Origin of the sequence: Bradyrhizobium sp. BRP22 (assembly GCF_020194175.1) — a bacterium.
Taxonomy (GTDB): Bacteria; Pseudomonadota; Alphaproteobacteria; order Rhizobiales; family Xanthobacteraceae; genus Bradyrhizobium.
On sequence record NZ_JADYVX010000039.1, the window covers coordinates 50070 to 71916 of the forward strand.

The following is a 21847-nucleotide window of genomic DNA, read 5'->3' on the forward strand; positions in this document are numbered from 1 at the left end:
AGGAGGGCCGGGCGTACATAGGAACCCCCGGCGCGTTCCGCAATCGGCTACGCCCGCTCCACGAAACTATCGACCACCTTTTTCTCGCCGGCCTTTTCGAAGGCAATGGTGAGCTTGTTGCCGTCGATCTTCACCACGTGGCCGTAGCCGAATTTCTGGTGGAACACGCGGTCGTCGAGCGAGAATTCCGAAACCGTCCCGGTCGATTTTGCGACCAGCTCGCCCTCGATCACCAGCGGGCCGCGCTTGTTGCGTCCGAAGCCGCCGAACGGCGATTGCTGCTCCTCGAATCCGCCGCCTGAGCCGCCGCGGTTCTGGTTGCGGGCGCGGTTGGCCTGGGCACGCTGCCAGCCCGGCGTGGTGTAGCTCGAGCCGAAGGCTTCGACATTGTCGAAGCGCGAGGGACCGTAGCCGCCGGTGCCGCCCCACCCCGAGCCGCCCTTGGATTCCGTGATCTCGACATTATGCGCCGGCAATTCGTCGAGGAAGCGCGAGGGGATCGTGGTCGACCAGGTGCCGTGGATGCGGCGGTTGGTGGCGAAATAGATTTTGGCGCGGCGCCGGGCGCGCGTCAGGCCGACATGGGCGAGGCGGCGCTCTTCCTCGAGGCCGGCACGGCCTTGTTCGTCGAGCGTGCGCTGGCTCGGAAACAGGCCTTCCTCCCAGCCGGGCAGGAAGACATTGTCGAACTCCAGCCCCTTGGCGGAATGCAGCGTCATCAGCGACACCGCTTCGTCGCCGGCTTCGCCATCGCGATCCATCACCAGCGAGATGTGCTCGAGGAAGCCTTGCAGGTTCTCGAACTCCTCCATCGAGCGTACCAGCTCCTTGAGGTTGTCGAGCCTGCCGGCGGCGTCGGCCGAGCGATCCTTCTGCCACATCTCGGTGTAGCCGCTCTCGTCGAGCACGATCTGCGCCAGCTCGGTGTGCGCGGCGACCTCGCTCTGCGCGCGCCAGCGGTCGAACTGCCGCACGACATCGCGCAGGCTCCCGCGCGCCTTCGGCTTCAACTCGTCGGTTTCCGCCACCGCACGCGCCGCCTCGAACAACGGAATGCGGCGCTTGCGAGCGTGATCGTGCAAGAGCTGCACGGTGGCATCGCCCAGCCCTCGCTTCGGCACATTGATGATGCGCTCGAAGGCGAGATCGTCGGCGGGGGAATTGATCGTGCGCAGATAGGCCAACGCGTCGCGGATTTCGGCGCGCTCATAGAAGCGCGGGCCGCCGATCACGCGATAGGGCAGGCCGAGCGTGACGAAGCGGTCTTCGAACTCGCGCATCTGGAATGAGGCGCGCACCAGGATTGCGATCTCGTTCAAATTCTCGCCGGCGCGCTGCAGATCCTCGATCTCTTCGCCGATCCCGCGCGCTTCCTCTTCCGAATCCCAGGAGCCGGTGACGGTGACCTTCTCGCCGTCCTCGTCCTCGGTGCGCAAGGTCTTGCCGAGCCGGCCTTCATTGTGCGCGATCAGATGCGAGGCGGCGGCGAGGATGTGGCCGGTCGAGCGATAGTTGCGCTCGAGGCGAATGACCTTCGCGCCGGGAAAATCGTGCTCGAAACGCAGGATGTTGTCGACCTCGGCACCGCGCCAGCCATAGATCGACTGGTCGTCATCGCCGACGCAGCAGATGTTCTTGGGGGCGGCTGAAGGCACCGGCGTAGGAGAGGTGTCCTCTGTCATTCCGGGATGCGCTGAAAGCGCAGACCCGGAATCTCGAGATTCCGGGATCGCATCTTCGATGCGCCCCGGAATGACGGTAGAGAGAGGAGCCGGCTTGGACGGCGATGGCGCCTGCGACAGCAGCCGCAGCCAGAGATACTGGGCGACGTTAGTGTCCTGATATTCGTCGACCAGGATGAACTTGAAGCGGTTCTGATATTGCCGGAGCACGTCCGGGTTCTCGCGGAACAGGCGGATGTTCTCGAGCAGGAGATCGCCGAAATCGGCGGCGTTGAGGATCTTCAGCCGCTCCTGATAGCTCGCATAGAGCTTGCCGCCCTTGCCGTTGGCGAAGCTCGCCGCCTCGCCCGCCGGCACCTGCGACGGCGTCAGGCCGCGGTTCTTCCAGGCGTCGATCAGCCCGGCCAGCATCCGCGCCGGCCAGCGCTTGTCGTCGATATTCTCCGCCTGCAGCAGTTGCTTCAGCAGCCGCACCTGGTCGTCGACGTCGAGCACGGTGAAGTTGGACTTGAGCTGCACCAGCTCGGCATGGATGCGCAGGATGCGGCCGGCGATCGAGTGGAAAGTGCCGAGCCACGGCATGCCCTCGACGGCCTGGCCGAGCATCTGGCCGAGCCGCAGCTTCATCTCGCGCGCCGCCTTGTTGGTGAAGGTCACCGAAAGGATCTCGTGCGGCCGGGCGCGGCCCTGGCTCAGGATATGGGCGATACGGGTGGTGAGCACCCGCGTCTTGCCGGTGCCGGCGCCGGCCAGAACCAGCACCGGACCGTCCAGCGTCTCCACCGCCTCGCGCTGCTCCGGATTGAGGCCCATGAGATATTGCGGGCCTGCGGCAGCGCGGGCGCGCGCAGCAATGCCGCCAGCCAGCGGCTGGTGCTCGGGAACGGCCTGGTGGGACAGCTTGCTCGGCTCTGTCATCGCGAATCGTTTGGCCCCACCATGGCACCGTGGTGCGGTGAAGGGGAGCCTTCTTAGCAGGGATTAAAGGCCATATAGGGCCTCTTCCTCCATTTTGACAGGTTTTATCCGCCTCTCGCGCCGGGCTGCCAGCTACGGCAAACACGGGATTTGTTCCTTCGAAAACGGCAAATTTCGCGGTTTTCCCGCCCGGAACCTTCGTTTTCGGGGCGGATTGTTTTCTCAAATCCGGCGCGATGTTCGGTCGTGCCGGTGGAAACGGAAAGCAGAGGGTTTGGCCATGTTAGGCTGGGTCGTAACGTTCTTGGTCATCGCGTTGATCGCGGGCATTCTGGGCTTCGGCGGCATCGCCGGCGTCTCCATCGAGATCGCCAAGGCGATCTTCTTCATCGCCATCATCCTGTTCCTGATCTCGGCAGTGGTCGGATTGGTGCGCGGCCGCTCAAGGGTCTAGGTGGCCCCGGCCTGACGTGAGGGCATTGCCACGCTGCGGCCGATGCCCTCAGGCCGGGGGAGAGAAGCATGGATATCCGCGATCGCGTTGATGCGGGCGCGGATATCGGATGGAAATGGGGCGACCTTCCGCGAGTTCATGTCGATGTGCAGTGACATGTTCTCGGAGGTGGCTGAAATCCAGCCCTCCGTCGCGTGGCGCAACTCCTCGAAGGTGTGCAGCCGCTTGTCGTCGGCGCCGAGCAGATAGACCGTCACCTGGAGGGGATCGCCGAGGTGGACCTCGCGCAGATAGCGCACATGGCATTCGGCCGTGAAGGTCGAGCCGTGGCGCTCCTTCTTGTAGCAGGGGCCGATGCCGAGCTGCAGCCAGATCTCGTCGATGGCGCGGTCGAACATTACGTTGTAATAGGCCATGTTGAGGTGGCCGTTATAGTCGATCCATTGCGGCTCGATCTGCATCACCGAGGACAGGAACGGGGCTGAGGGCAGCTCGATGTCCCCGGCGGTACAAATGGTCGTCATCATTCCATCCCTGCTATTCGATCGGCTCTCTTGACCCGTTATATAACGTTTGCCACGGTCGGCTAAAGCCGGGAGGATATTTCACGTGGCGACCACGATTTCGAGCAACTTGACGCGTCCGGAGCCGCAGGCCCTCAAGGGCGCGCTCGACGCATTGGCGGCGCGCTTTGGCAACCGCCTGATCACCTCCCAGGCGGTGCGCGACCAGCATGCCCACACCACCACTTGGCTGCCGCCGCAGCCGCCGGACGCCGTGGTGATGGCGCAGGAGACCGCCGACATCCAGGATGTGGTGCGGATCTGCGCCAAGCATCGCGTTCCCGTGATCGCCTTCGGCACCGGCACCTCGCTGGAAGGCCAGGTGAACGCGCCGGCCGGCGGCATCTGCATCGATCTGCGCGACATGAATCGGGTGCTCGCCGTGCATGCCGAGGATCTCGATTGCGTGATCGAGCCCGGCGTCACGCGGAAGGCGCTGAACGAGCATCTGCGCGACCAAGGCCTGTTCTTCCCGATCGATCCCGGCGCCGATGCCTCGCTCGGCGGCATGACCGCGACGCGCGCCTCCGGCACCAATGCGGTGCGCTACGGCACCATGCGGGAGAATGTGCTGGCGCTGAAGGTCGTGCGCGGCGACGGCGAGATCATCACCACGGGCACGCGGGCGAAGAAATCCTCCGCCGGCTACGACCTGACGCATCTGTTCGTCGGCGCCGAAGGCACGCTCGGGATCATCTCCGAGCTCACGATCAAATTGCGCGGGATCCCCGAGACGATCGCGGCCGCCGCCTGTTCCTTCGAGACCGTGCGCGGCGCCTGCCAGGCCACGATCCTGGCGATCCAGACGGGCATTCCCGTCGCCCGCATCGAACTGCTGAACGCCGCGCAGGTGAAGGCCTGCAACGCCTATTCGAAACTGACTTTGCCGGAGACGCCGCTGCTGCTGCTCGAGTTCCACGGCAGCGAGGCCGAGGTCGCCGAGCAATCGAAGAACTTCAAGGAGATCGCCTCCGAATGCGGTGGCCTCGGCTTCACCTGGACCACCAGGCCCGAGGACCGCACCAAGCTCTGGCAGGCGCGGCATGACGCTTATTGGTCGGTGAAGGCGCTGCGGCCCGGCTCCGGCGTGGTCGCGACCGACGTCTGCGTGCCGATCTCGCGATTGGCCGATTGCGTCACCGAAACCGAAGAGGATCTGAAGCGGCTCAATCTGCTGTCGCCGATCGTCGGCCATGTCGGCGACGGCAATTTCCATTGCTCGCTGGTCTGCGACGTCGACGATGCCGAGGAGATGGCGCGCGGCGAGGACTTCATGCACCGCCTGGTCGAACGCGCGCAGGCGATGGGCGGCACCTGCACCGGCGAGCACGGCATCGGGCAGGGCAAGCAGAAGTATCTCGAAGCCGAGCTTGGGCCCGAGGCGCTCGACGCCATGCGCGCGCTGAAGAAGGCGTTCGATCCGCAGAACATCTTTAACCCCGGAAAGATCATTCCGGCCGCATAGCGCGGTCTTCGATCTTGCTCAGCCGAAATTCTGCAGCGCCGGAAACGTCTCTAGCAGCCAGATGCTGACATTGGTGACGGCGCCGGTCAGGAAGCCGATGCCGGTGATGATCATCAGCACGCCCATCACGCGCTCGACATTGCGCAAGTGCCGTTTCATCCGCAGGAACATTGCCGAGAACTGCTTGACCGCGAAGGCGGCGAGCAGGAAAGGGATGCCGAGCCCGGCAGAATAGATCGCAAGCAGCGCGGCGCCCTTGGTCACCGTCGCCTCGGCTGCGGCGATCGAAAGGATTGCCGCGAGGATCGGGCCGATGCAGGGCGTCCAGCCGAAGGCAAAGGCGAGCCCCATCACATAGGCGCCCCACAGCCCGACCGGTTTCGGCATGCTCAGCCGGCCTTCGCGCATCAATATCCCGATCCGCGTCAGCCCGAGGAAGTGCAGCCCCATCACGATGATGACGAGGCCGGCGATAATGGAGAGCTGCGCGGACCAGGCGCGAACCAATCCGCCGATCAGCGACGCGCTGGCGCCGAGCGCCACGAACACGGTGGAGAAGCCGAGCACGAACATCAAGGCCGCCGCCATCACCGCGCGCTTGGACGCCTTCATGCTCTCGTCATGGGTGACATGCTCGATGGTCGCGCCGGTCAGATACACCAGATAGGGCGGCACCAGCGGCAGCACGCAGGGCGACAGGAAACTGACGAGTCCGGCGATCAAGGCTGCCGGGATGGAAACATCGTGCATCAACTGACCTTCGAAAGCGGCATCTGGCCTAGCAACCTATTGGCGTGGACGGCGACAAGTTTCCAGAGGTTTCGGGTGCTGAAAACCCAAGAGATCGGTCACAGGCCCGTGTCCGGGCATCGCTCGCGAATCCGCTCCGCAATTCTACGGGATAAACGCTGGACAAGCCGGTCCGGTCTGGCTCAAACTTGAGTCCCGCGACAAGCCTCGGCCGCCGGCCGGGAAAATAAAATCATGCGGACGCCTGCAATCTAAAGACGGGCGCCGCAAAAAGGAAACGAACGGGAGCATCACATGGCTGTTTCACGCCGCAACCTGCTGTTGGGAAGCGCCGGCGCCTTAGGCGCCGCATCATTTTCCTTCCCCAAGCCTGCCATCGGCCAGTCCGAACCGATCAAGATCGGATGCCTCGCGGCCATCACCGGCCCGAGTTCCGCGCCAACAGTCGGTTTCAACCGCGGCATCAACTTTGCGGTCGACAGCATCAATGCGGCGGGCGGCGTCAAGGGCCGCAAGATCGAGCTCGTCATGCGCGACACCCAGGGCGATCCGACCAAGGCGGTGAACGCGACGCAGGAATTGATCAGCCAGGCCAAGGTCCATGCCATCTGGGGCCCGGTCAATTCGGGCGAAGCGCTCGCCACCACGCCGATCATGGCGCGCGCCAAGATCCCTGACATTCACCCTTGCGTGGTCGAAAGCCTGATCGACACCACCAAATATCCCAACGCTTTCCGCATGGCGCCGTCGAACAGCCAATGGGACGATGCCGTGCGCAATTACTGCCTCAACGTGCTCAAGGTGAAGAAGATCGCCGTCATCGGCGACACCACAGGCTACGGGGTGACCGCGGTCGGCGCGTCGGTTGCGGCGTTCAAGAAGGACGGCGCCGACGTCGTCTACCAGGCCAATATCGACGCGACCCAGCCGGACATGACGCCCGACATGTTGCGCGCCAGGAACGCGGGCTCGGAGGTCATCGTGGTGTGGAGCGTCACGACCGGCATGGAGGCGCGGATGTTCAACACCCGCGCCGCGATGGGATGGGACGTGCCGTTCGCCGGCCATCCCTCGCTCGCTTCGGGCGAACTCGCGGGCCTCGTCGAGAAGCCCGAGAACTGGAAGAAGGTCTACGCGATCGGCTACAAGAGCTGCAGCTACGATGCATCGGGCAAGGTGCCGCCGAAGAGCGAGGAGCTGGTCGCGCGCCTGGCCAAGGCGAATGTGGCGCTCAACGACACGCTGCTCTGGTGGGTCGCGGGCGGCATCGATGCGATCGAGCTGATCGCCAAGGCGGTTGCCGAGAGCGGATCGACCGACAGCGCGGGCATTGTCAAATACTGGAACGCGCTGTCGAAATATCCCGGCTATTTCGGCACCTACACCTTCACGCCGACGCAGCATAACGGCTACCCGACCGAAGAGATCGTGATGTCGGAGGCCTCTACCGCCAAGAACGGCACCTTCGCGCTCGCGCCGGGCTATACATAGGCCGGCGATAGAGGGTGCATCCGATGCTCGCCTCGATCCTCGCATCCGGTCTCGCGGCGGGCGCGATCTATGCGCTCGTCGGCGTCACCTACAACACGATGTTCTCGACCTCGCGGGTGATGAGTTTCACCGCGGGGCAGCTCGCCATGCTCGGTGGCGTGCTCGGCTCGATGTTCACCTTGAAGATGGGCATGCCCATCATCGTCGGCTTCGTCCTGACGCTCGCCGCCTGCGCGATCGTCGGCGTCATCACCGAGTTCGTAGCTGTCCGGCCGGTCCTGAAGAGCCTCGACCAGCATCTCTACGTGCTCTCGACGCTGGCGCTGGCCTTGATGATCCAGCAGGTGGCGGCGATCAAATGGGGCACCGAGCCGCAGCCGTTTCCGCGCGTGATCGGGCTCGGCAGCGGCGTTTGGGACGAGAAATTCTGGCTGCCGGTAGTCGCCTGCGCGGTGACCATTGTGGGCCTCGAATATCTCTATCGCCGCACGCTGGTCGGCCGCGCCTTCGTCGCGATCGCGGAGGACAATTTCGCCGCACGTGCGCTCGGTCTTCCCGAGCGCAATCTCAGGGTCGCAAGCTACGCGCTGGCCGGCGTGATCGGCGGCATCGCAGGCTTTTCCGGCGGCCAGCTCCTGCTGGCGTTCTTCGCCAATGGCGCGCTGCTCAATTTCTACGGCTTCGTGCCGGTGGCGCTCGGCGGCCTCGGCAACAACCGCGGCGCCATCGTCGGCGGGCTGGCGCTCGGCCTGTTCCAGCAGGCGGCGAACTTCCTGGTCGGCGGCATCTTCTCCTCCGTTGCCGTCTTCACCCTGTTCATCGTGGTCCTGCTGGCGGCGCCCCAGGGCCTGTTCGGCGGAACCTCGGCGCGGAGGGTGTGATGACGGCTCTCACCGCAACCTCTGCCCAGAGCGAAAGCGGCGCATGGCGCGCCGCCTTGCCGCACATCGCGCCGTTCCTCGGCATTCTCGCGCTCGCGATATTGTTGCCGTTCGTCAGCAACGATTATTGGGTGCTGATCGGCACGCGCATGGCGATCTATTGGGTGCTGGTCTCCGGCCTCAATCTCGTGGTCGGCTTCGCCGGCCATCTTGCGATCGGCTATGTCGCGCTGCTGACGCTCGGCGCCTACACCACGAGCGTGCTCGTCGCCGGCAATGTCACGCCGGCCGTGCCGGTGTTCCTTGCGCTGCCGATCGCGGGCTGCGTCGGTGCGGTGTTCGGCGTGATCGTCGGATTGCCGGCGCTGCGCCTGCGCACCTTCTATTTCGCAATGTCGACGCTGGGCTTCGCCACCATCGTGACCCAGATCGCGCTGGCCTGGCAGAGCGTGACCGGGGGCGGGATCGGGATCGCCGGCCCGGAATTCCCGGCGCCGTTCGACACGCCGTGGGGCTTGTACGCGCTCTGCGTCGCCTTTGCGGTGGTTGCCACCTGGATGAGCGCCAATGTCGCCCGCAGCCGGTTCGGCCGCGCGCTGATCGCGGTGCGCGACGCCGAGGTGGCGGCGGAAGCGACCGGCATCTCCAAGCCGAAGATGCTGATCGCGATCTTCCTGTTCGCCGGCGCGCTGGCCGCGATCGCCGGCGGATTGTTCGCGACGCTGCAGACCTACATCACGCCCGATGCCTTCACCTTCGATCTTTCGGTGTTGTTCTTCATCGCGATCCTGATCGGCGGCCGCGGTTCGATCCTGGGGCCGATGCTCGGCACCATCATCCTGACCATCCTGCCCGAGATCGCCGCGCCGCTGGCGGCCTGGTCGACGTTCCTCTACGCCGTGCTGCTGCTGGTGATCGTGCTGGTGATGCCGGGCGGCATCGCGGCGCTGCTGGATTTCCGCAACCGCCGCCCGCTCGCCAGCAACCGCGCCATCGTGCCGCGTCCGGCTGTTCTCGCCGACATCGTGCGCCGGCGCAGCGGCGGCAAGCACCTGAGGCTGCGCGGCATCGCGCTCAGCTTCGGCAATGTGAAGGCGATCGACGGCCTCGACCTCGACGTGGCGCCCGGCGAGATCCACGGCCTGATCGGCCCGAACGGCAGCGGCAAGACCACGACGCTCAACGTCATCTCGGGCTATTACGCCGCCAAGGCCGGCACGATGACCCTAGGCGACGAGGCATTGCCGCCGGGCCGGCCGGCATTGCGCGCAGCTTGCGGCATCGCGCGCACATTCCAGACCCCGCGCGTGATCGGCGAGGCCTCGGTGCTGGAGAACGTGATGATCGGCGGCTCGGTCGAGGGCAGGGCGACCTTCGTCGAGGCGATGCTGTCGGCGCCCCGCAATCGCGAGGACGAGCGGATGCTCGGCGCGAAGGCGCGCGCGCTGCTCGGCGTGGTCGGGCTGGAGACGCTGGCGGATGTGCGCGCCGACCGCCTGCAGCACAGCGAGCTCCGCTTCATCGAGATCGCCCGCGCGCTGATGCTCGATCCCGATTTCCTGCTGCTCGACGAACCCGCGGCCGGTCTCTCCAACGACGAGATCGAGCGGCTGGCTTCCTTGATCAAGGCGATCAGCGCCCGCGGCACCGGTGTGCTGCTGGTCGAGCATCACGCCGACCTCATCTTCGACATCTGCCACCAGGTCACCGTGCTCAATCTCGGCCGCACGTTGGCGGCGGGCACGCCGGCCGAGATCCGCGTTCACAAGGAGGTGGTCAGTGCTTACCTCGGCGGCTGAACCTCTGCTTTCCGTGCGCGCGCTGGAGTCCGGCTACGGCAAGATCCGCGTGCTTCATGGCATCGATGTCCAGGTCGCCGCCGGCGAGGTGGTGGCGCTGCTCGGCCCCAACGGCGCCGGCAAGACCACGATGCTGCGCGCGCTGTCCGGATTGCTGCCGGTGACTGCCGGCCAGGTGCGCTTCGACGGCCGCGACATGACCAACGCGACGCCGCGGGATGCTGCGCGGGCCGGCCTCGTCCATGTGATCGAGGGCCATCGTGTGTTCACGCAGATCTCGGTCACCGACAATCTCCTGCTTGCCGGCTACGATGTGCCGCGTGCCGAGCGTGCGCAGCGCGTCGAGGAGGCGCTGGCGTATTTCCCTGAAATCGCCGAGAAGCGTCACGAGCGCGGCGGCGCGCTGTCGGGCGGGCAACAGCAGATGCTGACCGTCGCGCAGGGCCTCGTGCGCCGTCCACGGCTGTTGATGCTCGACGAGCCGTCGGCCGGCCTGTCGCCGGTGCTGGTCGATCGGGTCCTCAACGTCATCGGCCGCTTGCGCGCGCAGGGCACTGCGGTATTGCTGGTCGAGCAATTGCTGGAGAAGGCGCTGGCGACGGCGGATCGCGTCTACGCCCTGGTGCAGGGGAATATCGTGCTGGAAGCGTCGACCGACGAAAGCAATCTGGCGCAACGGCTGGAGCGCGCCTATTTCGGCCATGAAAGCCACGCGCTGGTGACCCCCTGATGCGGCTTCCCTTCTTCTACGGCTGGATCATCATCGCCGTGACCTTCGTCACCATGGCGATCGGCGTCAATGCGCGCACCGCATTCTCGCTGTTCTACCCGCCGATCCTCAGCGAGTTCGGTTGGGACCGCGGCGTCACTGCCGGCGCGTTCTCGTTCGGCTTCGTAGCCTCCGGCGTCGCCAGTCCACTGATCGGCCGCTTGATGGACCGCGCCGGCCCGCGCGCGGTGATGGAACTCGGCGTCGTCCTGATGGGCGCAGGATTCCTGCTGGCGCCGCTGACGACGCAGCCCTGGCATCTGTATCTGAGCATCGGCGTTCTCGTCGGCGCCGGCAGTGTCTGCCTCGGCTATTCCGGTCAATCGTTTTTCCTGCCGAACTGGTTTATCCGCCGCCGCGGTCTGGCGATCGGGATCGCCTTCGCCGGCGTCGGCATCGGCTCGGTCACTCTGCTGCCGTGGGCGCAGCACATGATCGAGCAGACCGGCTGGCGCACCGCCTGCACCGCGATCGGCATCCTGGTGCTGGTCGTGCTCGCGCCGATCAATCTGCTGCTGCGCAAGCGCCCTGAAGATATCGGCCTGCTGCCGGACGGCGATGCCGCTCCGACCGCCGCCTCGGCAAAGCCGGTGTCGAACATCGTCGATCCGGTCTGGGCCGGCACCGACTGGACGCTGTCTCTGGCGCTCCGCACCGCGCGCTTCTGGTGGATCGCGCTCGGCTATTTCTGTGGCCTTTACATCTGGTACGCGGTGCAGGTGCACCAGACCAAGTTCCTGCTCGACATCGGCTTCAGCCCTGGTGTCGCGGTGTGGTCGCTCGGCGTCGTCAGCCTGCTCGGCATTCCCGGCCAGATCTGGCTCGGCCATCTCTCCGACCGGATCGGGCGCGAAGCGGTGTGGGCGATCGCTTGCGCCGGCTTTGCGATCTGCTTCGCGAGCCTGATGGCGCTGAAATATGCGCCGCTGTTGCCGCTGGTCTATCTGATGGTATTCACGCAGGGCGCGCTCGGCTATGGCTTGACCTCGGTGATGGGGCCGGTCGTGGTCGAGATCTTCCAGGGCAAGCACTACGGCAGCATCTTCGGCACCATCATGCTGGCTGCGCTCGCGGGCGGTGCCGCAGGTCCGTGGGCGACGGGGCTGTTGTACGACCTCACAGGCAGCTACACGGCGGCGTTTGCGATCAGCATCGCCGTGAGCGCGCTGTCCGCATTCGCGATCTGGCAGGCCTCGCCTGGAAAGGTCCGCGTGGTGGCAGGGCGTTTGCACGCGTTGCAGAGCCGTAGCGCGGGTGAAGCGTCAGCGTAATCCGGGGGGCCACTGGCAGCGTTGACGCAGGCGTCCCGGGTTACGCTAGCGCTCCACCCGGGCTACGGCACGGTCCGCGCTTCCGATCGCGCGCTGCAGGTCACCGATTGCGCGGAGGAAACTGTCGGACGGCGTGGTCTCAGGATCGATCAGGCGGTGCAGGCGAAAGCCATCCTCGAGCGCCAGCACGATCGCGGCGATCCATGGCGCATCCAGCTTGCCGTTCCTGCCGCTGCTCTTCCGCGCCGTCTCGATGATCTCGGTGACCAGCTTGCGGCGGGCGCGCAGGCGCTTTGCAAGTTCCGGCCGGCGCTTCTCCGCGCGCGCCACGAACAGGATCATCTCCATGTGCAGAAGCGGTGAACGGCCGAGCGGATCCTGCCTGGTGCGGTCCATGTGCTTCAATGCGTCGATGAAATCGGCGAGATTGGTGTGTTGGGCAAGCAGGTCCAGGTTGCGCCGGATCGACTGCTCGACATGGTCCTCGAGCATCGCGATGATGAGTTCTTCCTTGCTCTTGAAGTTCGAATAGAACGCCCCGCGCGTGAAACCGGCGGCGGCCGCGATCGCCTCGATGCTGGCGCCGCCGATCCCCTGTTCCTCGAACACGCGCGCCGCCGCCTCGAACAGCTTTTCGCAGGTGTCGTCCCTGGTCGGTCTGGTCCGGACTCTTGACATCGGCGCTGTTTAGGCCACAATGCAACTCGATACAAGAGTGTATCGAGTTTTTCAGGGGTGGAAACGTGCGGGTGCCACGAGAGGCGGCCGGCAGCGTTCAACGTGAATCGTCTCAATGCGAGAACCGATTGAGGTCACCATGAACCAGCAAGTTCGGCCGGCGAACAACGATCCGCTGTTCAATCCCCTGGCGCCGGAATTCATCCGCAACCCCTATCCCTATTACGAGCGGCTGCGCACCGACGATCCGATGCATGTCACGCCATTCGGTGCCTTCGTCGCCAGCCGTCATGCGGAGGCGAGCCTGGTGCTGCGCGACAGGCGCTTCGGCAAGGACTATGCCGGCCGCACCGTCCGCCGCTACGGGCCCAAGAGCATGGAGGACCCGATCTTCCGCAGCATGAGCCAGATGATGCTGCAGCAGGATCCGCCCGACCATACCCGCCTGCGCGGCCTGGTGGTGAAGGCGTTCACGGCGCGCCGCGTCGAGGACATGCGGCCGCGGATTCAGGAGATTGTCGATCAGACGCTCGATCGCATCATCCCGGAGGGCAGGATGGACTTGATCGAGGACTTTGCGTTCCGCCTGCCGGTGACGGTGATCTGCGACATGCTCGGGATCCCCGAGGAGCATCGCGAGACCTTCCACACCGGCTCGCGCGAGGGCGGCCGTATCCTCGAACCGGTGCCGTTGTCGCCGGAGGAGATCGCGCAGGGCAACGCCCGGACCAGGATGTCGGAGATGTACTTCCAGCAGCTGTTCGAGCTGCGGCGGAAGCAGCCCGGCGACGATCTGACGACGCAGCTTGTGCAGGCGGAGGAGGATGGCCACAAGCTCAGCAACGAGGAGCTGACCGCCAACATCATTCTGCTGTTCGGCGCCGGCCACGAGACCACCGTCAATCTGATCGGCAACGGCCTGCTGGCGCTTCACCGCAACCCGGACCAGCTCGCGCTGCTCAAGGCAAATCCCGAACTGATCACCAATGCCATCGAGGAATTCCTGCGCTACGATTCCTCCGTGCAGATGACCGGACGCGCGGCCCTGGAGGACATCGAACTCTGCGGCAAGCGCATACCCAAGGGCGAGGCGGTGCTGTGCCTGCTCGGTTCGGCCAACCACGACCCGGCTGTCTATCCCGACCATCCGGAGCGGCTCGATATTACCCGTCCCAATGTGAAACCGCTGTCCTTCGGCGGCGGCATCCATTTCTGCCTTGGCGCCCAGTTGGCGCGGATCGAGGCCGAGATCGCGATCTCGACGCTGCTCCGCCGCCTGCCGGACCTGCGGCTGGATGACGCGGAAAATCCGGAATGGCGGCCGACCTTCGTGCTGCGGGGTCTGAAGCAGCTGCCGGCGAGCTGGTAACCTTTTCAACTCCCGCCGGCGGCTGCAGCGCGATACCGCTGTGACTTCGCCATACTTGTCTCTATATATTGGGCTGCTCCGACGCTGCGTTGGCTATGTACGCCGGGGCGGGGCTCAAAGGGAGACACCGTGCAGACGACGCTGCTCGGCCTGGCAATCGCGTTCATCCTTGCGCTGATCGCCGCGCTGGTCGGACCGTATTTCATCGACTGGAACCAGTTCCGTCCGCAATTCGAGGCCGAGGCGACGCGAATCATCGGCGCGCCCGTGCGCATCGGCGGCGAGCTTGACGCGCGCCTGTTGCCGGCGCCGCAGCTTCGGCTGCGTTCGGCCGTGGTCGGCGGCGGCAACGATCGCGGCAAGGTCCGGGCCGACAAGCTCGACGTCGAATTCAGCCTGGGTTCGCTGATGCGCGGCGAATGGCGCGCCACCGAGCTCACCATCAATGGCATGTCGGTGGACCTCGGCCTCGATCAGAAGGGACGGATCGAGTGGCCGGCCTCGCAAGGCGCGTTCGACTTTGCCTCGCTTGCGATCGATCGCCTCAATCTCACCGGCCGCATCGCCCTGCATGACGCGGCGAGTCACAGCACGCTGGAATTGAGCGACATCGCCTTCAGCGGCGACGTCCGCTCGCTTGCCGGCGCGATCAGGGGCGACGGCAATTTCACCTTCGGCGGCTCCCGCTATCCGTTCCGGATTTCCTCCGGCCAGAGCGCCGATGGCAACGGCACCCGTGTGCATGTCAACATCGATCCCGGCCAGCGCCCGCTGTCCGCCGATCTCGACGGCGTGCTCTCGTTCGAGGCCCGCGCGCCGCGCTTCGAAGGCGTGGTAGCGCTCGCTGCGCCGCCCGCGTCCAAGAACGATGACGCCGCGCCAACGCCCTGGCGTGTCGGAGCCAGGGTGAAGGCCGATTATTCGGCGGCGCGGCTTGAGCAGGTTGAGATCAGCTATGGCAATGAAGAGCGCGCGCTGAAGCTTGCGGGCGTGGGCGACATCCGCTTCGGCGCTTCGCCGCTGCTGCGCGCATCGCTTTCGGCGCGACAGCTCGACGTCGACCGCTTTGCCAGCAAGGACAACAATGCTGAACCGGTTCGCGCGCTGCCGGCATTGCGCGCGCTGCTCTCCAGCGTTCCGCGCGTCGCGGTGCCGTCGCAGATCGAGTTCTCCTCCGAGCAGATCATGCTCGGCGGGCGGCCATTGCAGGACATCGCGGCCGAGCTGCGCGGCGACGACAAAGGCTGGACAGTTCGGCGGCTCGATTTCCGCGCACCGGGCGCCACCCGCGTCTCGCTTAGCGGTGCTGGCCCGCAAAACGCCCAGTCCGACAGCTTCAAGGCAGCGCTCAACGTCGAATCTTCCGATCCCGACGCGCTGATGGTCTGGTTGCAGGGCCGCAGCGATCTCCCGCCTCGCAACCAGAAACCGCTCAAGCTGCGCGGCGACGTCACGCTCGCCGCAAATGCTTTTGCCGTCGATGCGATGAAGGCCGAGATCGACGGCGGCGCGATCACCGGACGGATAGCCGTGTCGTATCCCACCGGCAATACCGGGGCCAAGGTCGACGCCAACGTGAAGGCCGATCGGCTGGATCTCGATGCAGCCACCGCCGTCATACGCTCGCTGGCGGGGCCGCAGGCGGAATGGCCGGAAGAAGCGCAGCTCTCGCTTGACATCGGGCGCGCGATTTCGGCCGGGCAGGAGCTGCGTCCGCTACAGGCGAAGCTCGGCTATGGACCGAAGATGGTCTCGCTCGAGCGGCTCAAGATCGGCCAGCCGGACAACGTGACGATCGAGGGCAGCGGCAATTTCGATCGCATCAACGCGACCGGAAAGCTCGCGCTCGACGCAAACGCTGCATCGTTCAGCCAGTTGACCGGACTGGTCTCATCGTTCGCGCCATCAGCCGCATCGCGCCTCACGACGCTGGCTTCGATCCCAGGCCCGGTCCGCGTGAAGCTCGCGCTTGATCTCGACAAGGGGCAGGCCGATCGCGGCAGCCTTCGCGTCGCGCTGGATCTCCACGCGTCGCAGCTCAAGGGCTCTGCCACGGTGACCGCAAAGCCGCAGACGGCCGCGATCCGCAGCACCGATCTCGATGCGCTCGGTCGCAGCGATCTCGGAGTCGAGGCCAGATTTTCAGCCGTGCAGGGGCGCGCAATGCTCACGCTGCTTGGCCTTGATCGCGTCATCACGGTCGGCGACGGGCCTGCGCAATTCGAAGGCTCGGTCAATGGCGCCTGGCGCGCGCCGTTGCGGCTGAAGGCGAGGATCTGGGGCGCCGGGCTTGATGCGGACGCCGAAGGCTCGGCCGAGCCATGGGATGAGACGAAGGCCAGCATCAACTTGCGGGTCAGGAGCGCCGACATCAGCCCGCTGCTCGATCTCAAGCCGTCGGACACGCCGGTGAACGGCGTCCGCCTGTCGTCGCGCGTTTCGCTTACCGGCAACAAGCTGTCGTTTGACGACCTCGACAGCATCATCGGCGGCTCGCGGCTGCGGGGCCGGGTCGCGCTTGGCATGGGAGACGAGAAGAACATCGAGGGCGAGATCGGGCTCGACCAGGTCGCGCTCGCCCCGGTGTTTGCGTTTGCGATCGGCGCCGGCGGGCATGATCCGGCCGAGCCGCTCGGCGGCGGCGTCATCAAGGGCTGGCGCGGCAACATCGTCTTCCAGTCGTTACGCGGCGAGCTGCCGGGCGGCGCCGAATTGCAGCCGGTGAGCGGCACGATCAAGAGCGACGGCCAGGCGCTGACCTTTGATGCCCTCAAGGGCAAGATCGGCGGCGGCGATCTCAGCGCCGCCATCGATGCGAGGCCGGGCCCGAATGGTGTCACCGTGAATGCGAGCGTGCAGCTTAGCGGCGTCGATGGCACAGCCTTGCGCTATCGCAATCTCAGCATGCCCAAGGGGCGTGCCTCGCTGCAGATGACATTGATGAGCCAGGGCCGCAGCGCCGCGGCGCTGACCGGCGCGCTGAACGGCAGCGGCACGGTCACGCTGGAAGGGGCGCGCGTCGCCGGCCTCGATCCGCACGCCTTCGATATTGCGATCCGTGCCAGCGAGAACGGGCAGGTCTCTGACGACGCGCGGCTGAAGCAGATCGTCGAGCCGGCGCTCGCGAACGGTGTGCTATCGGTTGCCTCGGCCCAGATCCCCTTCAACATCCGCGACGGACGACTCCGTGTCGGCGCCACCACGCTTGCGGCCAATGGCGTCAACGCCACCATCTCCGGTGGCTACGACATTCCGGCCGACCAGGCCGACATCCGCGCCGCGTTGGTGCCGACCGCGATCACCGCGGCGAGCCGACCGGAAATCCAGCTATTTGCGGTGGGCACGCCTGATGGCCTCACCCGCAGCGTCGATGTCGCGGCGCTGTCGTCCTGGCTCGCAGTGCGCGCGATCGACCGTGAGACCAGGCGACTGGATGCGATCGAGCGCGGCGAACCGCCTCCAACGTTCTTGCCGACACCGCCATTGATTCCGCCGCAGGAGCCGCCGGAAGCGCCCGATGCCAGCGCTGCGATCCCCCCGCCATCGGCCGATGTGCCGCTCCCGGGCCGCGATCCGCGCAAGGGAGCGCAGAAGTCGAAGACGAGCGCACCGCGGCCACCACAGGTCCAGCCTCCGGCCAGTACGCCATCAGCCAATCCGCCCGCCTCGGTTGCAAGCCAGCCGCAGCTTGCTCCGTTGCCGCCGCCGATCGACGTCAGGCCGCCGCCCGGTGCAGCGAAGCCAAAGCCGCGTCCGCCACTCGCATTGACGCCGCAGGTCGCCAACCCGCCACAGCGTCCAGCCGCGCAGAATTAGGGCGCAATGATTTCACCGCGATGATCGTATCTCTCCCTCTCCCCGCTCTTGTGTTCAGACCGGGGACATGGTGGAGGGGTGTTCGGAGACATCGTGGACACTTTCGAGGCGGCAGTCGAGGGGGCGGCATCCTCAAGCGTGCCGTCGCCGCGTTCGAGCCGGCGCAGCCGCGCGAGCTCGCCATCGACGCCGATAGCTTGCGCCACCGTCAGGCGTTCGTCGGCGATCTGCGCGAGCACGCCGATCGATCCGGCGCGGTGAATCGATCCCGCTGACGGTTCGACCTCGCCCGCGATCAGGCGCAGCAATATCGATTTCCCGCAACCGTTGCGCCCGACCAACCCGATGCGCTCGCGTCCGATCGCGAGCGTCAGTTCGTCGAACAGCGGGCGGCTGTCAGGCGTGTGGAGAGAGATGGAATCCAGGACGACAAAGGCAGGCATGGAGAGCCTCCGAAATGGACAGGTTTCGCGGCGCGGTTCGCTTGGCGATATCCATTTCGCTCTCCACTCAGATTTGTCGGCGATAGCCGGTGCCCCGGCACCGGCTATCTGCAACGGATCAGGCCTGCGGCCTGTTGTCCGGTGTCTGGCTCGTCGTCGCGGCGACAGCGCGCGAACGGAAATACTCCAGCACGAAAAGCCGGATCGCCGATGACAGGTTGCCCTGCTGGCGATTGCTGTCGATCTCGCCCACCAGTTCCGACAACGTCATGTTCCGGAGGCCCGAGATTTCCTTCATGCCATTCCAGAACGCTTCTTCCAGGCTGACGCTGGTCTTGTGGCCGGCGACCACGATCGAACGTTTGACGACGGGAGATTTCATGACGCGTCTCCGCCGTCGATGCGATGCTGATCCAAAAGTTTGTTGTCGCGCGCTTTGCGAAGCTCGTCCGCTTGCCGCTCGGACTTGGTGCGACCAAATCGCGCGCGGTTGGTTTCAGCCTGCTTTGCAGCTTCTTTGCGTCGTTCTTGTTTTCTTGCTCGGTTCAAATTGATCACGTGCCCCATGCCCGCCCCATCATCCAGCGATCCGAAAGCGCAAATGCCTGTTGGCGAAATAGGCGCGGCCAAATTGCGCGCAAGCAAAACAGATGCCCATCCGAAATCCCTATATAGCGCCTTGTGATAGCATCAAAAGGTCAGCTTCGCCCCGCGAAAACCATATATTTCGCTGCTGTCCTATGCGTCAACGCAACGCCCGCTACAACCAATCTCATTCTTTAGGCGTTATGATCCATAATTATATCACTCGCGGGCTGCGCCAATTCGTAGCGCGTCAGCGCAACCCGATCACCGTTTTTTCCCGGGAAAATTATGCAATCCGCGGTTTCAGCCGGGATGGGTCATTTTGTCCGGCTGCACCAGCGAGTCGAATTCACGTTCGGATACATAGCCGAGCCGCAGCGCCTCTTCCTTGAGCGTCGTGCCGCGCGCGTGTGCCGCTTTCGCGACTTTCGCGGCGTTGTCGTAGCCGATCTTTGGCGCAAGTGCGGTGACGAGCATCAGCGATCGCTGCATCAGTTCGCCGATGCGCTTCTCGTCCGCACGTATCCCGACCACGCAATGCTCGGTGAAAGAGCGGACAACATCCGACAGCAACTGAACGGAACTCATCATACAATATGCCAAGACCGGCTTGTAGACGTTCAGCTCGAAGTGTCCCTGGCTGCCCGCGATGGTGACTGCGGTTTCGTTGCCGAAGACGTAGGTGCATACCATCGTCATCGCCTCGCATTGCGTCGGGTTCACCTTGCCCGGCATGATCGAGGAGCCCGGCTCGTTCTCCGGCAGGATCAATTCGCCGAGGCCTGAGCGCGGGCCCGAGCCGAGGAAGCGGATGTCGTTGGCGATCTTGAACAGGCCGGTCGCTACCGAATTGATCGCGCCGTGCACCAGCACGTAGGCGTCGTTGGAAGCGAGCGCCTCGAACTTGTTCGGCGCGCTGACGAATGGCAGCTTCGTGATCTTGGCGACATGCTTTGCGAACTGTCTCGCAAAGCGAGGCTTGGAGTTGAGGCCGGTGCCGACCGCGGTGCCGCCTTGCGCGAGCGGCAGCAGATCCTTCGCCGCCGTGCGCAGCCGCGCGATTCCGTTCTCGACCTGCGCCGCATAGCCGGAGAATTCCTGACCGAGCGTCAGCGGCGTCGCGTCCTGGGTGTGGGTGCGGCCGATCTTGACGATCTTGGCGAACGCCTTTTCCTTTCGCCGCAGCTCGCGAAGCAATTCGCTCAAGGCAGGAATCAGCCTCTCGAAAATGCCCTGCGCGGCCGCGATGTGCATCGCCGTCGGAAACGAATCGTTCGACGACTGGCTCATGTTGACGTGGTCGTTGGGATGCACAGGCTTCTTGGCGCCGAGCTCGAAGCCGAGCAGCTCGTTGGCGCGATTGGCGATCACCTCGTTGAGGTTCATGTTGGTCTGCGTGCCCGAGCCGGTCTGCCAGACCACCAGCGGAAAATGATCGTCGAGCTTGCCCTCGATCACTTCCTTCGCGGCGCGCGTGATCGCGTTGGCGCGGCGCGCGTCGATCAGGCCGAGCTCGCGGTTGGTGAGAGCTGCCGCAAGTTTCACGATGCCGAGCGCGTGCACGATCTCGATCGGCATGCGGTCGCGGCCGATGCGGAAATTCTGCCGGGAACGCTCGGTCTGCGCGCCCCAATAGCGATCGGCGGCGACGTCAATCGGACCGAAACTGTCGGTCTCGACGCGGGTGGTGTTGTTTTTTTGTGAGGATGATGTTGATCGAGCCATTTCCAATGTCCGTCGCGCCGTGAAGCGGCGCCACGTTCATTCTACAGCCTCGACGATTGATGCGTGCTTAGATTATTTCTTGCGGAAGCGGTCGAGCCGAACCACTTCTGCGCCCTCGCTCGGCTTTTCCGACTCTTCCTTCTCTTCCGCGGCAGCCTCGGCTGGCGGAGCAGGGGGCGGTGGCGCGGACGAAGCTGCCGGCAGGTTGGGCGCGGGCTTCTCGGGCGCGACGTCGTCCTCGGACGGTTCGAAGTGCAGGCCGAACTTTACGGAAGGATCGAGGAAGCTCTTGACGGCGGCGAAGGGAACGACCAGCCGCTCTGGAATGCCGCCGAAGGAAAGCCCGACCTCGAAGCGGTCGTCCGTCACCACCAGGTCCCAGAACTGGTGCTGCAGGATGATCGTCATCTCCTCCGGATATTGCGCCAGCAGTCGCGGCGAGAGCTTCACGCCCTCGGCGTTGGAGATGAAGGTGATGTAGAAATGATGCTCGCCGGGAAGTCCGTGCTCGGCGGCGTCCGCCAGCACGTGGCGCACAACCCCGCGCAGGGCGTCGCGCGCCAGCACGTCATATCGGATGTGATCGGTCGCCATGATAGTCCTGTCGCGTTCGAATTGGCCGGCCGGATGCCGGTCGCCCGACTCGCCTCTGGCTGTATGGTATCCCGGCAACAAGCCAAGGTCAGCAGGGCACCGGGATCGAATTTGCAGCGCAGCGCCCATTTCGGACGCACGCACTTTAACATGCGAATGTGAAGTGGAGGCTTCTGTTGCCAGGTGCCTCCGAACCCCGCCTAGCGGAGCTTAACCCGCTAGGGCTTTAAAGTGGTCTTTCAAACTGCGTTACGCAGCCTGAGCAACCGGAGCATAGTTGTCGTTGGCAACTATTGCATTGGCCCGATATCGGCGGAACCATACCGAGAAAAAACACGCCCTTTACGCCCTCGTCGATCCTGTTTCGCCCCCGCCGGAACCCACGGCTTTGGTCCGCATGGGCTCTGGTGGAGGCGCCGGGTACCGCCCCCGGGTCCGAATGGTTTATTTCGACGGTCGTTTATTTCCATAGCCGGCAAGCCGGCACCCCCAATATAGGGGGTAAAGCGACGAAAAAACAGGCCCTTGGCGACGCATCCCGGCGTTTCGCGCATGGAAGGCTTCGGTTATGCGCCTTGGCCGCTCGGGGCGGGC

The 21847-nt window shown here is 65.1% G+C and carries 18 protein-coding genes and 1 other RNA gene; 9 read left to right on the forward strand and 10 right to left on the reverse strand.

Going from position 1 to position 21847, the window contains the following annotated elements; translation table 11 throughout:
* Positions 1-47 precede the first annotated feature (47 nt).
* Complete coding sequence (locus I6F35_RS32955) at positions 48-2600, reverse strand: UvrD-helicase domain-containing protein (RefSeq protein WP_225121811.1); 2553 nt, start codon at positions 2598-2600, stop codon at positions 48-50.
* 280 nt (positions 2601-2880) lie between these two features.
* Here I6F35_RS32955 and I6F35_RS32960 point away from each other — a divergent pair, with 280 nt between their 5' ends.
* Complete coding sequence (locus tag I6F35_RS32960) at positions 2881-3054, forward strand: DUF1328 domain-containing protein (protein WP_225121812.1); 174 nt, start codon at positions 2881-2883, stop codon at positions 3052-3054.
* On the opposite strand, the gene I6F35_RS32965 is transcribed toward I6F35_RS32960, so the two are convergent.
* Complete coding sequence (locus I6F35_RS32965) at positions 3051-3578, reverse strand: thioesterase family protein (protein WP_225121813.1); 528 nt, start codon at positions 3576-3578, stop codon at positions 3051-3053. The genes I6F35_RS32960 and I6F35_RS32965 overlap by 4 nt on opposite strands.
* Before the next feature lie 85 nt (positions 3579-3663).
* Here I6F35_RS32965 and I6F35_RS32970 point away from each other — a divergent pair, with 85 nt between their 5' ends.
* The gene (locus I6F35_RS32970; protein ID WP_225121814.1) at positions 3664-5082 is read left to right on the forward strand and encodes an FAD-linked oxidase C-terminal domain-containing protein; all 1419 of its coding nucleotides are present in this window, start codon (positions 3664-3666) and stop codon (positions 5080-5082) included.
* Positions 5083-5100: 18 nt separating this feature from the next.
* On the opposite strand, the gene I6F35_RS32975 is transcribed toward I6F35_RS32970, so the two are convergent.
* Positions 5101-5832 carry a cytochrome c biogenesis CcdA family protein gene (locus I6F35_RS32975; RefSeq protein WP_225121815.1) on the reverse strand — a complete coding sequence of 244 codons (732 nt, stop codon included), beginning with the start codon at positions 5830-5832 and terminating at the stop codon, positions 5101-5103.
* 294 nt (positions 5833-6126) lie between these two features.
* Here I6F35_RS32975 and I6F35_RS32980 point away from each other — a divergent pair, with 294 nt between their 5' ends.
* The 5 genes from I6F35_RS32980 to I6F35_RS33000 are packed head-to-tail and all read left to right on the forward strand — an operon-like array spanning position 6127 to position 12043.
* Positions 6127-7323: an ABC transporter substrate-binding protein gene (locus I6F35_RS32980; protein WP_225121816.1), complete on the forward strand. Its 1197-nt coding sequence runs from the start codon at positions 6127-6129 to the stop codon at positions 7321-7323.
* Between the two features lie 23 nt (positions 7324-7346).
* Positions 7347-8204 carry a branched-chain amino acid ABC transporter permease gene (locus tag I6F35_RS32985; RefSeq protein ID WP_225121817.1) on the forward strand — a complete coding sequence of 286 codons (858 nt, stop codon included), beginning with the start codon at positions 7347-7349 and terminating at the stop codon, positions 8202-8204.
* Positions 8204-10003, forward strand: coding sequence for a branched-chain amino acid ABC transporter ATP-binding protein/permease (locus tag I6F35_RS32990; protein ID WP_225121818.1), 1800 nt, complete (start codon positions 8204-8206; stop codon positions 10001-10003). Before I6F35_RS32985 ends, I6F35_RS32990 begins: the two co-directional genes overlap by 1 nt.
* Positions 9984-10733 carry an ABC transporter ATP-binding protein gene (locus I6F35_RS32995; RefSeq protein ID WP_225121819.1) on the forward strand — a complete coding sequence of 250 codons (750 nt, stop codon included), beginning with the start codon at positions 9984-9986 and terminating at the stop codon, positions 10731-10733. The genes I6F35_RS32990 and I6F35_RS32995 overlap by 20 nt, the downstream gene beginning before the upstream one ends.
* Complete coding sequence (locus tag I6F35_RS33000) at positions 10733-12043, forward strand: MFS transporter (RefSeq protein ID WP_225121820.1); 1311 nt, start codon at positions 10733-10735, stop codon at positions 12041-12043. Before I6F35_RS32995 ends, I6F35_RS33000 begins: the two co-directional genes overlap by 1 nt.
* Before the next feature lie 45 nt (positions 12044-12088).
* Here the strand turns inward: I6F35_RS33000 and I6F35_RS33005 are convergent, their stop codons facing one another.
* Positions 12089-12721: a TetR/AcrR family transcriptional regulator gene (locus I6F35_RS33005; RefSeq protein ID WP_225121821.1), complete on the reverse strand. Its 633-nt coding sequence runs from the start codon at positions 12719-12721 to the stop codon at positions 12089-12091.
* Positions 12722-12860: 139 nt separating this feature from the next.
* Here I6F35_RS33005 and I6F35_RS33010 point away from each other — a divergent pair, with 139 nt between their 5' ends.
* Both I6F35_RS33010 and I6F35_RS33015 read left to right on the forward strand, forming a co-directional pair.
* Positions 12861-14090, forward strand: a complete 1230-nt coding sequence (locus I6F35_RS33010; RefSeq protein ID WP_225121822.1) for a cytochrome P450 — start codon at positions 12861-12863, stop codon at positions 14088-14090.
* Positions 14091-14219: 129 nt separating this feature from the next.
* A complete protein-coding gene (locus I6F35_RS33015) occupies positions 14220-17906 on the forward strand; it encodes an AsmA-like C-terminal region-containing protein (RefSeq protein WP_225121823.1) in 3687 nt (1228 codons plus the stop codon).
* Here the strand turns inward: I6F35_RS33015 and I6F35_RS40330 are convergent.
* The 6 genes from I6F35_RS40330 to ssrA form a co-directional block, all read right to left on the reverse strand.
* Positions 17903-18349 carry an ATP-binding cassette domain-containing protein gene (locus tag I6F35_RS40330; RefSeq protein ID WP_275945525.1) on the reverse strand — a complete coding sequence of 149 codons (447 nt, stop codon included), beginning with the start codon at positions 18347-18349 and terminating at the stop codon, positions 17903-17905. The two genes, I6F35_RS33015 and I6F35_RS40330, sit on opposite strands and share 4 nt — an antisense overlap.
* Before the next feature lie 118 nt (positions 18350-18467).
* Entirely contained in the window at positions 18468-18731 is a 264-nt protein-coding gene (locus I6F35_RS33025; RefSeq protein WP_225121824.1) for a ribbon-helix-helix domain-containing protein, read from the reverse strand.
* On the reverse strand, positions 18728-18916 hold the full coding sequence (locus I6F35_RS33030; protein WP_225121825.1) for a DUF4169 family protein: 189 nt from the start codon (positions 18914-18916) through the stop codon (positions 18728-18730). The genes I6F35_RS33025 and I6F35_RS33030 overlap by 4 nt, the downstream gene beginning before the upstream one ends.
* A 321-nt stretch (positions 18917-19237) precedes the next feature.
* Positions 19238-20659, reverse strand: a complete 1422-nt coding sequence (fumC, locus tag I6F35_RS33035; protein WP_225121826.1) for a class II fumarate hydratase — start codon at positions 20657-20659, stop codon at positions 19238-19240.
* A gap of 72 nt (positions 20660-20731) precedes the next feature.
* On the reverse strand, positions 20732-21253 hold the full coding sequence (locus tag I6F35_RS33040; protein WP_225121827.1) for a ClpXP protease specificity-enhancing factor SspB: 522 nt from the start codon (positions 21251-21253) through the stop codon (positions 20732-20734).
* A 162-nt stretch (positions 21254-21415) separates the two neighbouring features.
* Positions 21416-21777: a transfer-messenger RNA gene (ssrA, locus tag I6F35_RS33045) on the reverse strand.
* Positions 21778-21847 lie beyond the last annotated feature (70 nt).

Bases quoted from the DNA above. Each gene is read 5' to 3' on its own strand.
- I6F35_RS33000 (WP_225121820.1), top strand. From the start codon at position 10,733: ATGCGGCTTCCCTTCTTCTACGGCTGGATCATCATCGCCGTGACCTTC.
- I6F35_RS33005 (WP_225121821.1), bottom strand. From the start codon at position 12,721: ATGTCAAGAGTCCGGACCAGACCGACCAGGGACGACACCTGCGAAAAG.
- I6F35_RS32960 (WP_225121812.1), top strand. From the start codon at position 2,881: ATGTTAGGCTGGGTCGTAACGTTCTTGGTCATCGCGTTGATCGCGGGC.
- I6F35_RS32975 (WP_225121815.1), bottom strand. From the start codon at position 5,832: ATGCACGATGTTTCCATCCCGGCAGCCTTGATCGCCGGACTCGTCAGT.
- I6F35_RS33040 (WP_225121827.1), bottom strand. From the start codon at position 21,253: ATGGCGACCGATCACATCCGATATGACGTGCTGGCGCGCGACGCCCTG.
- I6F35_RS32955 (WP_225121811.1), bottom strand. From the start codon at position 2,600: ATGACAGAGCCGAGCAAGCTGTCCCACCAGGCCGTTCCCGAGCACCAG.
- I6F35_RS40330 (WP_275945525.1), bottom strand. From the start codon at position 18,349: ATGCCTGCCTTTGTCGTCCTGGATTCCATCTCTCTCCACACGCCTGAC.
- I6F35_RS33010 (WP_225121822.1), top strand. From the start codon at position 12,861: ATGAACCAGCAAGTTCGGCCGGCGAACAACGATCCGCTGTTCAATCCC.
- I6F35_RS32965 (WP_225121813.1), bottom strand. From the start codon at position 3,578: ATGACGACCATTTGTACCGCCGGGGACATCGAGCTGCCCTCAGCCCCG.
- I6F35_RS32990 (WP_225121818.1), top strand. From the start codon at position 8,204: ATGACGGCTCTCACCGCAACCTCTGCCCAGAGCGAAAGCGGCGCATGG.
- I6F35_RS32980 (WP_225121816.1), top strand. From the start codon at position 6,127: ATGGCTGTTTCACGCCGCAACCTGCTGTTGGGAAGCGCCGGCGCCTTA.
- I6F35_RS32985 (WP_225121817.1), top strand. From the start codon at position 7,347: ATGCTCGCCTCGATCCTCGCATCCGGTCTCGCGGCGGGCGCGATCTAT.
- I6F35_RS33030 (WP_225121825.1), bottom strand. From the start codon at position 18,916: ATGGGGCACGTGATCAATTTGAACCGAGCAAGAAAACAAGAACGACGC.
- fumC (WP_225121826.1), bottom strand. From the start codon at position 20,659: ATGGCTCGATCAACATCATCCTCACAAAAAAACAACACCACCCGCGTC.
- I6F35_RS33025 (WP_225121824.1), bottom strand. From the start codon at position 18,731: ATGAAATCTCCCGTCGTCAAACGTTCGATCGTGGTCGCCGGCCACAAG.